Here is a 12,458-nt window from a genome sequence, read left to right as displayed (position 1 = left end):
CAAGTGATAGCTTCTAGAGTTTACTCAAAAGGTTTTACGTTATTTGAGTTGGTGATAGTTGTTATTTTACTCGCGATTATTATGAGTTTCGCTATACCTCAATATTTAGGTATTAAAAATCAGGCGTATAACTCTAGCGTAGATGCAGTTGCTGGTGGTTTTGCTTCTGCTGTTGGTATGGTTAAAGGGCAATGGGAATTGGAGGGGCGGCCTAGCGGCAAGCTCAATACTACTTTTGTAAATTATGGGGGAGTAATAGTTGGTGTAGATGGAACTAAAGGCACACCAACCAGTGATGAAACTACAAAAACAGATACTCGCGCACTGGCAAGTAATGCACAAAAGTGTCGCCAAGTATTACGTGTAATTTTACAAGACGCACCCAGTAGTACGTTAAGTAATGAAGTATCAATAATAAAAAGTGTAAGTTTTTTAGTTAGGTACAATGCAAAAAATACACAATGCATCTACTATTTAACTAACACCCTTGATACTAAAAATATACCAACCAATGGTGCCGTTGTACCTGGTTTGGCTGGTTTTTCATACTTTCCCAAAACAGGTAAAGTAAAAGTATTTAAATTGAGTAATTAAAAGAGGCTTACTTATGAAAACGCAATCATTAAACAACTTACCACTAAATAAACAAGCAGGTTTTACGCTTGTAGAATTGATTATTGTAATCGTTATTTTAGGCATTTTAGCAGTTACCGCTGCACCTCGTTTTTTAAATTTACAGGGTGACGCAAATGCTTCAACACTTGAGGGTTTACAAGGTTCTATTCGCAGTGGTATGAATATCGTAAATGGTAAATCTATTATTGCGAGTGATCACAAAAAGGCAACGGCAACGGTGACTGTAGATACGGGTGATGCAGTTCCTACTGTATATGGCTACCCGGCAGCTACACTGGCTGCATTTGAAGCCTTTTTGGATGTAGATTTTGCAGCTGATGATTCAGCAGATTTTAACCTTGTAGAAGTGGCTGCTGATGATAAAGCAATTATTTTCCCAAATAGTTATGTACAAACAGATGACTGCCGTATTGAGTACACGCAAGCGGCAGATGCCAATTCAGGAACAGCGCCAGTTAAAGTAACTCCACCTACCATTACTCTTGTAACTACAGGCTGTTAATTAAACTAAATGAAAAGCAGTAGTAAGCAACGGTTGCGTGGCTTCACACTCATTGAGTTAATTATTACTCTAGTGATATTGGGAATACTGTCGGTAACGGCAGTTCCCAAATTTCTGGGAAGCTCAACAGAAGATGCATATTCATATCGAGATAGTGCTTTAAATGCGCTTAGAACAGTGCAATTACGTGCAATGCAAAATACCGCTTTAAGCAGTTGCCATAAGCTCTATATTACTCCCACCCTTATAGCACCTCCCACACCAGATACATGTACCGGTAGCGCAGATGCTAATAATAACGAACACTTAGTTGTTCAAATAAATACGCAGCGCAGCGATATCACTTTTAATGCTTTAGATAGTAACGCAAATACCTTTACTGAAATTAGCTTTGATCCGCTAGGTCGTGCTGATCAAAATTGCGCATCACAGTGCAAAATTGATGTTGGCTTAGCTGCAATATGTATAAGCGGCGAAGGGCTTATTTATGCATGCCCTTAAAGCTAAAGGCTTTACATTAATAGAGCTGATTATAGGTATAGTCATGCTTGCTATTACACTTAGCATTATTACAGCGTTAATTGCCCCTCAGGCACAAAAAAGTGCAGAGCCCATTACCGCTTTAAGGGCTTCAGAGCTAGGCCAGTCTCTGATGAACGAAATTCAAAGTAAATCATTTGATGAACACAGCGATAGAAGCCCCCCTTTTAGGCGCTGTGGTGAAATATTAGTGGGTGCACAAGCGTGTACCGCACCTGCTGAGCTAGGGGCAGATAACTCAGAGACCAGAACCAGCTACAACGATGTTGATGATTATATTGCGCTCTCTAATCAGCCGATTACTAATAGTTTAGGCGAGGTGCTAGCACCATATAGCGACTTTAATGTTGTTATTGCTGTTGAGTACGATAGTGATTTTAACGATTCAACCAATAACGATGGCACCACCTTTAAGCGAATTACGATTGAAGTAACCTCATCTCAAGGTGAGGTTTATGGATTTAGTGCATATAAAGGAAATTATTAATGCAAACAGCTAAGTATCAATATGCATTTACGCTTATAGAGCTATTACTTGTTATGGTGATAATAGGTATTTTAGCGGTAAGTGCATTTTCATTCATTGGTGCAGGTGTCAGCATTTATTCACAAGGTATAGAGCGGCAAGAGGCTGTGGCGCAGGCTCGTTTTGTAATTACACGTATAAGTAAGGAGCTACGCCATGCTACGCCAAACTCACTTAGGCTCTCTTGTGATAATAACACCCGTGGTGCGTGTAGTGCTCAACAGTGTTTAGAGTTTACGCCGTTTTTATCGGCTACTCATTACACTAATTATTTACCCACTGTAGCGCCTTTTAATATTAGCGCTGTTGATTTTGAACTTAATAATTTAACGCAGCCGCAAGCGGGAAGTTGGGCAACAATTTACCCATTAAATAGCGGGGACATATACGACGAAAACAATAATAAGCGTTTACAGGTATCTGCATTTTATAGCTCGGCAACGAGTGCAATTGACGAATGGCAATTTGATAAAGCATTTGCACAGGAGTCGCCAAGTAAACGCCTTTACTTACTCAGCACGCCAGTTAGTTTTTGTATTGAAGGGCAGTATTTATATCGGTATAGCGATTACGGCTTTAGTGCTACTCAATTAAATGCCGTAGGCTTACAAGTATCATCAGGCGTAAAACGAGATTTACTCGGGATTTATATTGCAAATAACTTAGCCTCTGAATTGTTTTTTACCCTTGATTCTATTTCACTGCAAAGAAATTCAGTACTTAACATAAATGCACAAATGCAGTTTAACGAAACCGAAGTTATGAATTTTAATCATGAGGTACATATTCCTAATGTCCCTTAAAAAACCACACGGTACGTGCTCGTTAGCAAAGCAAAGAGGTAATTTAATTATTGTTTCTTTAGTTATTATTGTAGTTTTATTGGCTCTAGGCTTAGCGCTTGTAAAAGTGCTTTCGGGGGCGTCGCAGCAAAATACAATTGAATACTATGGCGCGCGGGCATATATGGCAGCACAAAGTGGAATCGAAAGCGGTTTAACGCAGTTATTCCCTGTAGACGACAGCCCTGCACAAAATTGCGCATCGGTAACATCAAACTTAACCTTTGAAACTAAATATTTAGCTTATTGCACGGTCACTCTTAGCTGTGAAGAATATATAGATTTACCTGATAGCAGCACAACTAACGGGCTTGTGAATATATATTACTTACAAAGCAGCGCAACATGCGCTGCAACAAATTGCCCCGTTGGGAATAGTTGTAGAAAAGATTATTGGCAAACGCAAAGAACGCTAAGCGTAGAGGCTAAAACGTTACCATGATAAAAAATGTCTTAATAATTTTTATTTTTAGCTGTTTATTACTTTGTAATTACGCATACGCTGTCCCCCCTAAAATAGAAGGACGCTATATAGAGCTACAAAACACGTATACGTCGCCTATTTGGACAAAAATAAACTTTCAGCAACAATACATCACGCCTCCAGCTGTATTTATGCTTTCAACAAACCAAGGCGGAAACCCTGCAATAATAAGAATACGTAATATAACCACAACAGGCTTTGAGGCACTACCGCTTGAACCCTCAGGGGAGGATGGGGGGCATATTAGTATGGGCGCGCACTACTTAGCCGTTGAATATGGTGTGCATGTGTTTCCTGATGGAACAGTCATGGAAGTCGGGAGTACTGATCTGCAGCTAGAATTACAATATGGCTCTAAATCAGGTTTCTCCCCTTTGACTCCTAAAGGTTATAAGTCGTTAGTGTTTGCAGAGCCATTTACTCAAAGGCCAAACTTTTTTCATTCTTTGCAAACGCTTAATAGTATTGATAGTAATCCACCTTCTCAGGCATTAATTCCGTTTTTAACCATTGCAGTAGAAAGTGGTTCTTTATCAACCAGTGGTGTAAATGTAGCACTTGAAGCATCAGAAACCGCGCTTGGCATAATAAAAAATGAAACGATTGCTTATATGGCAGTAGAACCTGGAAGTAATCGAACGTTTAGCGACGATAATGGCATTGAGGTATCGTGGGAAACATTTTTTACCGGCTTTGAAGTCGATGGCTGGAGCAACGGCTGTAATTACTTTAGCTTTACTAATGACTTTAGTGTTGCACCTTTAGTGGTTGCCAGTAAAAACTCGCGTTTAGAGGACGACGGTGGTTGGCTACGCAGCTGTAACTTACGAACCGACAGGCTAGGGCTTGTTGTTGATGAAGACCGTGATGGCGATAACGAGCGAAATCACGTAAAAGAAGAAGCGTCTATTCTCGCAATGACCAGTACCTTTGTATTTAATGGTGACATTTTAGATTGCGATACATTATTTCCAGGGGCTATATCCACTTACAATAATGGTGAAGTACAGCTTGTTCAAGGTGTTGAAATAACAGATGGTAATGCTCAGTTTGTAACTACGACCAATTTAATTTCTACAGCACTTACAAACCCTCCTTTGTGTAACGGACAAGGCTGTGTTGCAAGTGGCTATAACTCTTTAGAGGCAAACCAAGCTGCGCAGGTACCAACAGTTACAAACGATGGTAGCTCAACAGGCCCTATCCCTACGTCGCTTGCAGGGGATTATTTTTACGATGAGCTGCAATTGAGCATGCTCGAAACACAATATAAAGTAACCGCCCCTACACGGATTTTTTTAAAAGACACAACATCACTCATTTCCACATCGTTTTTAAATATTGGTAGAACAAATATAGAAGTAGAAACAGGCGCATACTTAGCAATATACGTTGATGGTGCCATAGCTATTGCCGCAGATGCTAATATTTCAGCGTATATTGTTGCCACAGGAGAGGTAAGAATAGCGCAAAACGTTTCATATCAAGGCTCTATTACATCAGCAATACAAGTGATTACCGAAGGCAGTTCAACATTTGACGCAATAACAGTACCCGAAAGCATTCCTGGTTTTTGTGGTATTTATAAACCTGTGACTCTCGATCACTATCGCTTATCTATGAGTGATAATACGGGCTTAACGTGTGAAGCAAAAGAAATGACACTTACTGCCTGTGCAAACGATGCGTGTGATTTATTGTTTGATGAACCGTCTAGTTTGAACTTATCGCCAGATAATAGCGGACAGCAGAGCTGGGTTACGGGAGAGAATATTAATTTTACAGGCTCAACAAGTGTTGAGTTTGCCAAGCGCACAACCGGGAGCGTCACTTTTGGCTATAACACCGCAGACCCTTCAGCACCGCTTCGCTGTTATATTGCAGGTAATAATGTTGGGCTTAGTGGCTGTAATGTTACGTTTTCAGATGCAGGGTTTATTTTTAATAACGAAACCGATGGCAACACAACTATACCTACTCAGTTATCAGCTAAACCTTCGAACACTGGCTTTAACGCTAAAGGGCTCTCAATCCAGGCAGTTAAAACAAATACTACTACCGGCGTATGTGAAGCTGCTTTTCCTGCGGGCGGTGATGTAAACTTAGATTTAGCCTATACATGCAGTGCAGGGGCGAGCTGCACTGACCCTATTGTATTGAGCAATAACAATAATGACTATAGTGTTGAGCAGGCATACCAGACTTTTACTATAAATTTTGATAATGATTCTAAAGCGCCCATTATTATTAATTATCCTGATGCAGGTAAACTCAGCCTAAATGTAAAAACCAATTTAATATTAGATCCCGTAACTAATTTATCGGTTAATTTAACAGGTAGCTCTAATGAATATGTTGTTAAACCATTTGGACTCGCAATGAGTGTTGAAAACGATGGTTATGCAACAGATGCTAATGGCAGTTTGTTTAGACTAACTGGTGAAGCATTTAACTTAAAAATGAATGCTGTGCAATGGCTCTCAGGGCAAGACACTAATAACGATGGCTACCCGGATAACTACAGCAACATTAATAGTAATCCTATTGCTAAACACTTTATCACAGAGCAACCGTTAGTAGCGGCAACAATAAAAGCCCCTTTATCAGGTGTATCAGGTACGCTTGAAGCTATGAGTAATGTTTCCTTTAGTGATACAGGGGACTTAAGCGAATCTGTATCGCAGTATAATTACGACCAAGTGGGTATTGTTGATTTAATTGCCGGATTGCAAGATGCAGATTACTTTGGGGCTGGTGATGTAAAAGGGGCGCTGTATAATGTAGGTCGCTTTGCACCTTCACAGTTTCAAATATTAGGAATACAAGCCGCTGCGCAATGTACGCGCTATGGCAGTAACTTAACTTACCTTGAGCAACCTTTTGAGCTTAGCTTTACAGTACAGGCTCAAAACCAAAATAATCAGTTAATGGCAAATTACCGTGATGGGTTTGATAAATCCTTAGTATCCGTCAACGCTGAAAATAACGAGGCCGGTAATTATATACCTGCAACGAGTTTTACTAGCCGACTTGTACACCTAGGTAATAACAACTGGGGAGATATAGGCGACGGCCAGTGGCAAATGAGCGAACCCAACACCACACTTGAAAGATTAGGAGTAGGACAACCAGATGGGCCATTTGCCATGGTCAGTTTAATGGCAACAGTTACTAATATTGAGGGGGCGATGCTTGTCGATGCTAACGAAAAGCCAAACACACAAGCAGCGTGTACAACTGATTGTGATTCTTTGACGTTAAATACGCTGCCAATACAGTTTAGGTTTGGCCGTTTAGTATTAGGTAACAATGCAGGCTCAGATTTAGATCCATTACTTATTCCCATGCAAGCGCAATATTACAATGGCAGTGGGTTTGTTAATAATGCCGATGATAATTGCAGTGTGTTCGAGCATCCCCAAATTACGCAAGTATCACCTTCGAGCCCGCAACTGAGTTATGAATATGGCGCAGGGGGCGCTGGGCAATTAGAGTCGGGCAGTTATCCTGCAAATAATGGTATTTATGCGCAGCCTAATGGTTTAGGGGAGTTTACCTTAGAATATAATACTTACGATTGGCTAAAATGGGATTGGCAAGGGGATGGCACACAACTTAATCCTCACGCTATTTTACAATTTGGTCGCTTTAGAGGAAATGATCGGGTTATTTACTGGCGTGAAACACGCGAATAGTTGTAAACTAAGATAATAATTGAACAAAGCTTGTGTTTTGTGCTGCAAGTACATAGCATAAGGCTTTAATTATAAAAAATAATAACGACCAAATAATTGCCGCTTTTTGGGACTGGAATATATGCGAATTACTCCTTTATCTCTGTTAATTTCAGCTAGTTTGTTAGCTAGTAGTGCATTTGCACAAGACACTGCTACAGTAACTGGAATTGAGTCAGAGATTAGTGTTAAACAGACAGAATACGATAACTCGACAAGAATACTTGAAAAACATCTTAAAGAAGAAAGTCAGTTACAAAATCAATTAGAGCTACTTCGTTCTCGTTCTACAGAGCTAGATAAAGAAAAAAACCAAGCGCTCGATGCGATGAACGAAATGTACCGTCGTTTAATTGATGATCCAACTATAGATATTAGTGCAGCACAATCGCGCTATCAAAAAGCTGTGGTTGATCATAAGCAAAACAAAGATGATATTTCTATGCAGTTGGCGGCAATTGCATCCCACCGTAAAGACATCGAACAAATCCGCGTGGCTAAACACACGCTTTTAAATACGCTAGAGAGCTTAAAAGAGCAGTTAACTACAGCTCGAGTAGAGCGCTTACGCAACGAGTTTACGCGTGAAGGCACACTTGAAGTTAACCACACTATTAACTGTAAGCGCACCGAAACACTTGCGGCATGTGAGCAACGTGGTCAGCAAATGGGCTTACAAAAAGCAACTAAGCGCTTTGTAGATCAAATATTTGCAAACTTAACAGAAGAGCGCATTGTTGAGCCAAAACGCAACTTAGCCGGCGCTCAAGTGCAAATTTTAAGTAGCCATGTAGTAAATAGTGCCTTTAGCGGACAAGGTAATTATAACGTTAATTTAAGCGTTACTATGCGCGGCGAAGTAAACAGTAGCCGTTTATGTAGCTTATTAAGTATTGATAACCGTTATTGCTCTGAATACGGCACGCCGCTTTCAGCAGCTTACCAACCAGCTTATGGCACAACATTTACCGATAGTCAGTTAACATTCAGTAATACCAAGGATAATGCCAGCACAGTTTCGGTTTCTCGTTTAAATGAACAACCAGTGCTCGATTATTCAGTTAAATCTGCGTCGGTAAAAAGAGATTACCCTAGCATTACTAACAAAAAGCAGGATCAAACAGTAGAGCTAACATTACGTTCTAATGTATATGATGACGAAGTGTTTATTGACGGTGTTAGCTTTGGTTCTACACGTTTAATTACGCGTTTACCTCGCGGTGTGCATAACGTTGAAGTACGTAAGCTGGGCTATAAACCGTTTCAGGTACGCGTGGATCTTAATAAAGCACAAACAATCCATGCAAATTTAGTAAAAAAGCCTGAGTCGATTGCTGCACCGACCTACACTCGTGAGCAACCAGAAGTTAAAACTCGTCAGGTTAGTGAAAACGTTAATGTACTCAATACAAACGTAAAAACGCCTATAGTAGTTATTCCTGCGGGCAAATTTAAAATGGGCGACATAAATGGCAATGGTTTAGCCAATGAACGCCCTGTAATTGAAAAAGTAATAGCGAGTTCTTTTGCTATGCAAAGCAAAGAAGTAACCGTAGGAGCCTACGAAAAATTTGTAGCTAATACTGGTTATAAAACGCAAGCAGAGCAAAATAAAGGGTGTGCGTATTATTTAAATGGCGAACCAGTATGGGAAGCTAATTTAAACTGGCGCAACCCAGGTTTTGAGCAAGGCAGCGATTTTCCGGCTGTATGTTTAACTTATAACGATGCTAAAGCATATGCTGAGTGGTTATCAGGTCAAACAGGCCAACAGTTTCGTTTACCAAATGAAGTTGAGTGGGAATATGCAGCACGCGCAGGAACTGAAACAGAATACCCTTGGGGTAACGAAATTGGTAAAAACTTAGCAAACTGTGGTTGGTGTGGTAGTGAATGGTCAAACAGACGCGCAGCACCGGTAGGGTCTTTTTCTCCTAATGCATTTGGATTATACGATACCGTAGGCAATGTATGGGAATGGACTAACAAAGAATCTGGTGAGTCGGATGTAGCGGTAAGAGGCGGAGCGTGGAACTTTGCACCAAGTCTTGCACGTGCATCTACGCGTTTAATTTTAGCGCCTGACTTTAGATCTAACTACATTGGTTTTCGCTTAGTTCGCGAACGATAAAAACTCAATAAGGAAGCTTTGCTTCCTTTTTTCACAAATTTACAAAGGCAGCTGCGCTTTATATTGCTCATCTATTTAAGCATGTTAAAGTGAGGCAGCTAATATAAGAACGTATTTCAAAGGTCATCCAGCCTCATGTTTAAAAAACTCCGTGGTATTTTTTCTAACGATCTATCGATCGACTTGGGTACAGCCAATACCCTCATTTATGTTAAAGAAGAAGGTATTGTTTTAAACGAACCTTCAGTTGTTGCTATTCGCCAAGAGCGAGCTGGTGGACCTAAAAGTGTTGCATCTGTAGGTACAGAAGCAAAACAAATGCTAGGTCGTACGCCGGGTAATATAAAAGCAATCCGCCCAATGAAAGACGGCGTAATTGCCGACTTTTATGTAACAGAAAAAATGTTACAACACTTTATTAAGCAAGTGCACAACAACAACTTTATGCGCCCAAGCCCGCGCGTACTCATTTGTGTGCCTTGTGGTGCTACTCAGGTAGAAAAACGCGCAATACGCGAATCTGCAATGGGAGCTGGCGCTCGTGAAGTTTATCTAATTGAAGAACCTATGGCTGCGGCAATTGGCGCAGGCTTACCTGTATCTGAAGCAACAGGCTCTATGGTTGTTGATATTGGTGGTGGTACAACTGAAGTTGCTATTATTTCACTAAACGGTGTTGTTTACTCATCATCAGTACGTATTGGTGGTGATAAATTTGACGAAGCAATTATTAATTATGTGCGCCGTAACTTTGGTAGCCTAATTGGTGAAGCGACAGCCGAAAATATTAAACATCAAATTGGCTCTGCGTTTAAAACAGATGAACCAATTGAAATTGAAGTACGCGGACGTAATCTTGCTGAAGGTGTTCCACGCTCATTTACGCTTAATTCTCACGAGATACTAGAAGCATTACAAGAGCCATTAATGGGCATTGTAAGTGCGGTAATGGTTGCGCTAGAGCAGTCGCCACCAGAGCTTGCTTCTGATATTTCAGCACATGGCATGGTACTTACTGGCGGTGGCGCATTATTAAAAGATTTAGACCGTTTATTAATGGAAGAAACGGGTATTCCGGTTGTTGTTGCTGACGATCCACTTACTTGCGTAGCACGCGGTGGTGGTAAAGCACTTGAGATGATCGATGTTCATGGTGGTGATGTTTTTAGTTACGACTAATGAAATTAATGTTTGGACGCACAGTCTCTTTGCAACTGCGACTTTTTGTCGCAGTGCTTTTGAGTATCGTACTCATAGCAGGAGACAAATATACACAAGGTGGTACGGTTGTCCGTACTAGTCTTAATACTCTTGTAAGCCCTCTAATTTACGTTGCTAATTTACCCTACGAATTATTTAGCTTAGGTGCTAAAAGCCTGCACACACGCGACCAACTCCTTACCGAAAATGAAGCGCTGAAAAAAAAGCAAATGCTTCAAAGCGAGCAATTGCAGCAGTACCAATTTTTAGCGAGAGAAAATCAAAAGCTACGTGCTTTGTTAGGCTCATCGGCTAAGCAATCTAATCGTAAAATTATTGCTCAAGTACTCTCGGTACATTCAAACCCTTATAGTCATCAGGTTGTTATTAATCGTGGTACTACTGATGGGCTCAGTGAAGGGCAAGCTGTAATTGACGAAATGGGTGTAGTGGGGCAGCTTACTAAGGTGGGGTCAACTACGTCACGCGTTTTACTGATGACCGACACAACACATGCAACACCTGTTCGCATCTTACGAAATGATGTACGTACCGTGGTTGAAGGCATAGGTAAAATTAACGTCGTCAAGCTTTCTCATGTGCCGCACAGTTTAGATGTACGAATTGGTGATGTACTTGTTACATCAGGCTTAGGCGGAACCTTCCCAGAGGGTTACCCTGTAGCGGTAGTCACTGAAATAAACCGTGATGAAGGACGCCCATTTGCGCAAGTATTTGCAGAGCCTATAGCGCAGCTAGACCGTATTCGATTGCTTGTTATTTTATGGCGTAATCAACAGGAGCAAATCAACGATGATTAACCGTTATTCATTGTTAATTGCACTGAGCATCTTTTTTGCTTTAATAATGGCATTAATGCCACTGCCATTTTCATTTGAACCATTTAGACCCGACTGGGTTTTACTTGTGCTTATGTATTGGTCACTGGCTGTACCGCACAGATTAAATATAGGCACAGCTTGGGTTGTTGGCTTACTCATAGATTTAGCGTCGGGTTCTCCGCTTGGCGTAAACTCGCTCACATTCTCAGTATGTATATTTGTTACCGCGAGTAACTTTCAAAAAATTCGTAACTTCTCGCTTTGGCAACAAAGCTTACTGATTGGTCTATTTTTAACGCTGTATCATTTAATGCAGTTTTGGCTAAATCACTTTTTGTTAGGGGTTTATTTTAATCCTCAGTATTTATGGCCAGTAGCAACCGGTATGGTGAGTTGGTTTTGGGTATTTTTACTACTTCGCAAATATCGTAGACACTTTAGGATCAGGTAATGACTTGTGCAGTATATTTGGCATCAGCCTCCCCACGTCGTAAAGAATTATTAAGTCAGTTAGGTATCGAGTTTACACAATTTAGTGTTGATGCCGATGAAAGTCCATTACCAAACGAACAACCTAGAGCCCTTGTTGAACGCTTAGCAAGGTTAAAGGCGCAAAGTGGGGTTGCACTTGGTTATACCGACCGCCCAGTACTAGGCAGTGATACAGTGGTTGTTATCGATAATCAGTCACTTGGTAAACCACGCGATAAAGACGATTTTACAGCCACTTTAAAACGCCTTTCAGGTAATACACATCAGGTGTTAACTGCTGTTGCATTTGCTAGTGAAACTGACGTCGTTAGCTGCGTAGTAAGTACCGATGTAACCTTTAAAACATTAACCGATCAAGAGATAAATGACTATTGGGAGTCAAAAGAGCCACAAGATAAAGCCGGTGGCTATGGCATCCAAGGGTTAGGTGGTCGCTTTGTAACTCACATTGCGGGTAGCTATTTTGCCGTAGTAGGCTTACCTTTATACGAGACCGAACAATTATTACAAGCATTCTTAAGAAGGTAGC

The 12,458-nt window shown here is 40.8% G+C and carries 12 protein-coding genes; all 12 read left to right on the top strand.

Features of this window, described 5'->3' with window-relative positions:
- Positions 1-3 precede the first annotated feature (3 nt).
- On the top strand, positions 4-594 hold the full coding sequence (locus ATS74_RS03580) for a prepilin-type N-terminal cleavage/methylation domain-containing protein (protein ID WP_152996104.1): 591 nt from the start codon (positions 4-6) through the stop codon (positions 592-594).
- A 13-nt stretch (positions 595-607) separates the two neighbouring features.
- Positions 608-1,138, top strand: a complete 531-nt coding sequence (locus tag ATS74_RS03575; RefSeq protein WP_058547581.1) for a prepilin-type N-terminal cleavage/methylation domain-containing protein — start codon at positions 608-610, stop codon at positions 1,136-1,138.
- Positions 1,139-1,147: 9 nt separating this feature from the next.
- The gene (locus tag ATS74_RS03570; RefSeq protein ID WP_058547580.1) at positions 1,148-1,639 is read left to right on the top strand and encodes a type II secretion system protein; all 492 of its coding nucleotides are present in this window, start codon (positions 1,148-1,150) and stop codon (positions 1,637-1,639) included.
- Positions 1,626-2,165 (top strand): type IV pilus modification PilV family protein, encoded by a 540-nt coding sequence (locus tag ATS74_RS03565; RefSeq protein WP_058547579.1) that lies wholly within the window; start codon positions 1,626-1,628, stop codon positions 2,163-2,165. Before ATS74_RS03570 ends, ATS74_RS03565 begins: the two co-directional genes overlap by 14 nt.
- A complete protein-coding gene (locus ATS74_RS03560; RefSeq protein ID WP_058547578.1) occupies positions 2,165-3,007 on the top strand; it encodes a PulJ/GspJ family protein in 843 nt (280 codons plus the stop codon). The genes ATS74_RS03565 and ATS74_RS03560 overlap by 1 nt, the downstream gene beginning before the upstream one ends.
- Positions 2,997-3,488 (top strand): hypothetical protein, encoded by a 492-nt coding sequence (locus ATS74_RS03555; protein ID WP_058547577.1) that lies wholly within the window; start codon positions 2,997-2,999, stop codon positions 3,486-3,488. Before ATS74_RS03560 ends, ATS74_RS03555 begins: the two co-directional genes overlap by 11 nt.
- Positions 3,485-7,225, top strand: a complete 3,741-nt coding sequence (locus ATS74_RS03550) for an H-type lectin domain-containing protein (protein ID WP_058547576.1) — start codon at positions 3,485-3,487, stop codon at positions 7,223-7,225. Before ATS74_RS03555 ends, ATS74_RS03550 begins: the two co-directional genes overlap by 4 nt.
- A gap of 121 nt (positions 7,226-7,346) precedes the next feature.
- Complete coding sequence (locus tag ATS74_RS03545) at positions 7,347-9,395, top strand: SUMF1/EgtB/PvdO family nonheme iron enzyme (RefSeq protein WP_058547575.1); 2,049 nt, start codon at positions 7,347-7,349, stop codon at positions 9,393-9,395.
- Positions 9,396-9,530: 135 nt separating this feature from the next.
- The gene (locus ATS74_RS03540) at positions 9,531-10,574 is read left to right on the top strand and encodes a rod shape-determining protein (protein ID WP_002958401.1); all 1,044 of its coding nucleotides are present in this window, start codon (positions 9,531-9,533) and stop codon (positions 10,572-10,574) included.
- Positions 10,574-11,416, top strand: a complete 843-nt coding sequence (gene mreC / locus ATS74_RS03535; RefSeq protein ID WP_171038414.1) for a rod shape-determining protein MreC — start codon at positions 10,574-10,576, stop codon at positions 11,414-11,416. The genes ATS74_RS03540 and mreC overlap by 1 nt, the downstream gene beginning before the upstream one ends.
- Positions 11,409-11,888, top strand: coding sequence for a rod shape-determining protein MreD (gene mreD / locus ATS74_RS03530; protein WP_002958403.1), 480 nt, complete (start codon positions 11,409-11,411; stop codon positions 11,886-11,888). The genes mreC and mreD overlap by 8 nt, the downstream gene beginning before the upstream one ends.
- Entirely contained in the window at positions 11,888-12,457 is a 570-nt protein-coding gene (locus ATS74_RS03525; protein ID WP_058547574.1) for a Maf family protein, read from the top strand. The genes mreD and ATS74_RS03525 overlap by 1 nt, the downstream gene beginning before the upstream one ends.
- Position 12,458 lies beyond the last annotated feature (1 nt).

Source organism: Pseudoalteromonas sp. H103 (assembly GCF_001469205.1).
GTDB classification, from domain to species: Bacteria; Pseudomonadota; Gammaproteobacteria; order Enterobacterales; family Alteromonadaceae; genus Pseudoalteromonas; species Pseudoalteromonas carrageenovora.
Note: the sequence above shows the minus strand (reverse complement) of the source record. Positions and strands in the feature narration are given on the sequence as shown.

Excerpts from the sequence above, each read along its gene's own strand:
- ATS74_RS03555 (WP_058547577.1), top strand. The coding sequence starts at position 2,997 with ATGTCCCTTAAAAAACCACACGGTACGTGCTCGTTAGCAAAGCAAAGA.
- ATS74_RS03540 (WP_002958401.1), top strand. The coding sequence starts at position 9,531 with ATGTTTAAAAAACTCCGTGGTATTTTTTCTAACGATCTATCGATCGAC.
- ATS74_RS03545 (WP_058547575.1), top strand. The coding sequence starts at position 7,347 with ATGCGAATTACTCCTTTATCTCTGTTAATTTCAGCTAGTTTGTTAGCT.
- ATS74_RS03570 (WP_058547580.1), top strand. The coding sequence starts at position 1,148 with ATGAAAAGCAGTAGTAAGCAACGGTTGCGTGGCTTCACACTCATTGAG.
- ATS74_RS03550 (WP_058547576.1), top strand. The coding sequence starts at position 3,485 with ATGATAAAAAATGTCTTAATAATTTTTATTTTTAGCTGTTTATTACTT.
- ATS74_RS03560 (WP_058547578.1), top strand. The coding sequence starts at position 2,165 with ATGCAAACAGCTAAGTATCAATATGCATTTACGCTTATAGAGCTATTA.
- ATS74_RS03565 (WP_058547579.1), top strand. The coding sequence starts at position 1,626 with ATGCATGCCCTTAAAGCTAAAGGCTTTACATTAATAGAGCTGATTATA.
- ATS74_RS03575 (WP_058547581.1), top strand. The coding sequence starts at position 608 with ATGAAAACGCAATCATTAAACAACTTACCACTAAATAAACAAGCAGGT.
- mreC (WP_171038414.1), top strand. The coding sequence starts at position 10,574 with ATGAAATTAATGTTTGGACGCACAGTCTCTTTGCAACTGCGACTTTTT.
- ATS74_RS03525 (WP_058547574.1), top strand. The coding sequence starts at position 11,888 with ATGACTTGTGCAGTATATTTGGCATCAGCCTCCCCACGTCGTAAAGAA.
- mreD (WP_002958403.1), top strand. The coding sequence starts at position 11,409 with ATGATTAACCGTTATTCATTGTTAATTGCACTGAGCATCTTTTTTGCT.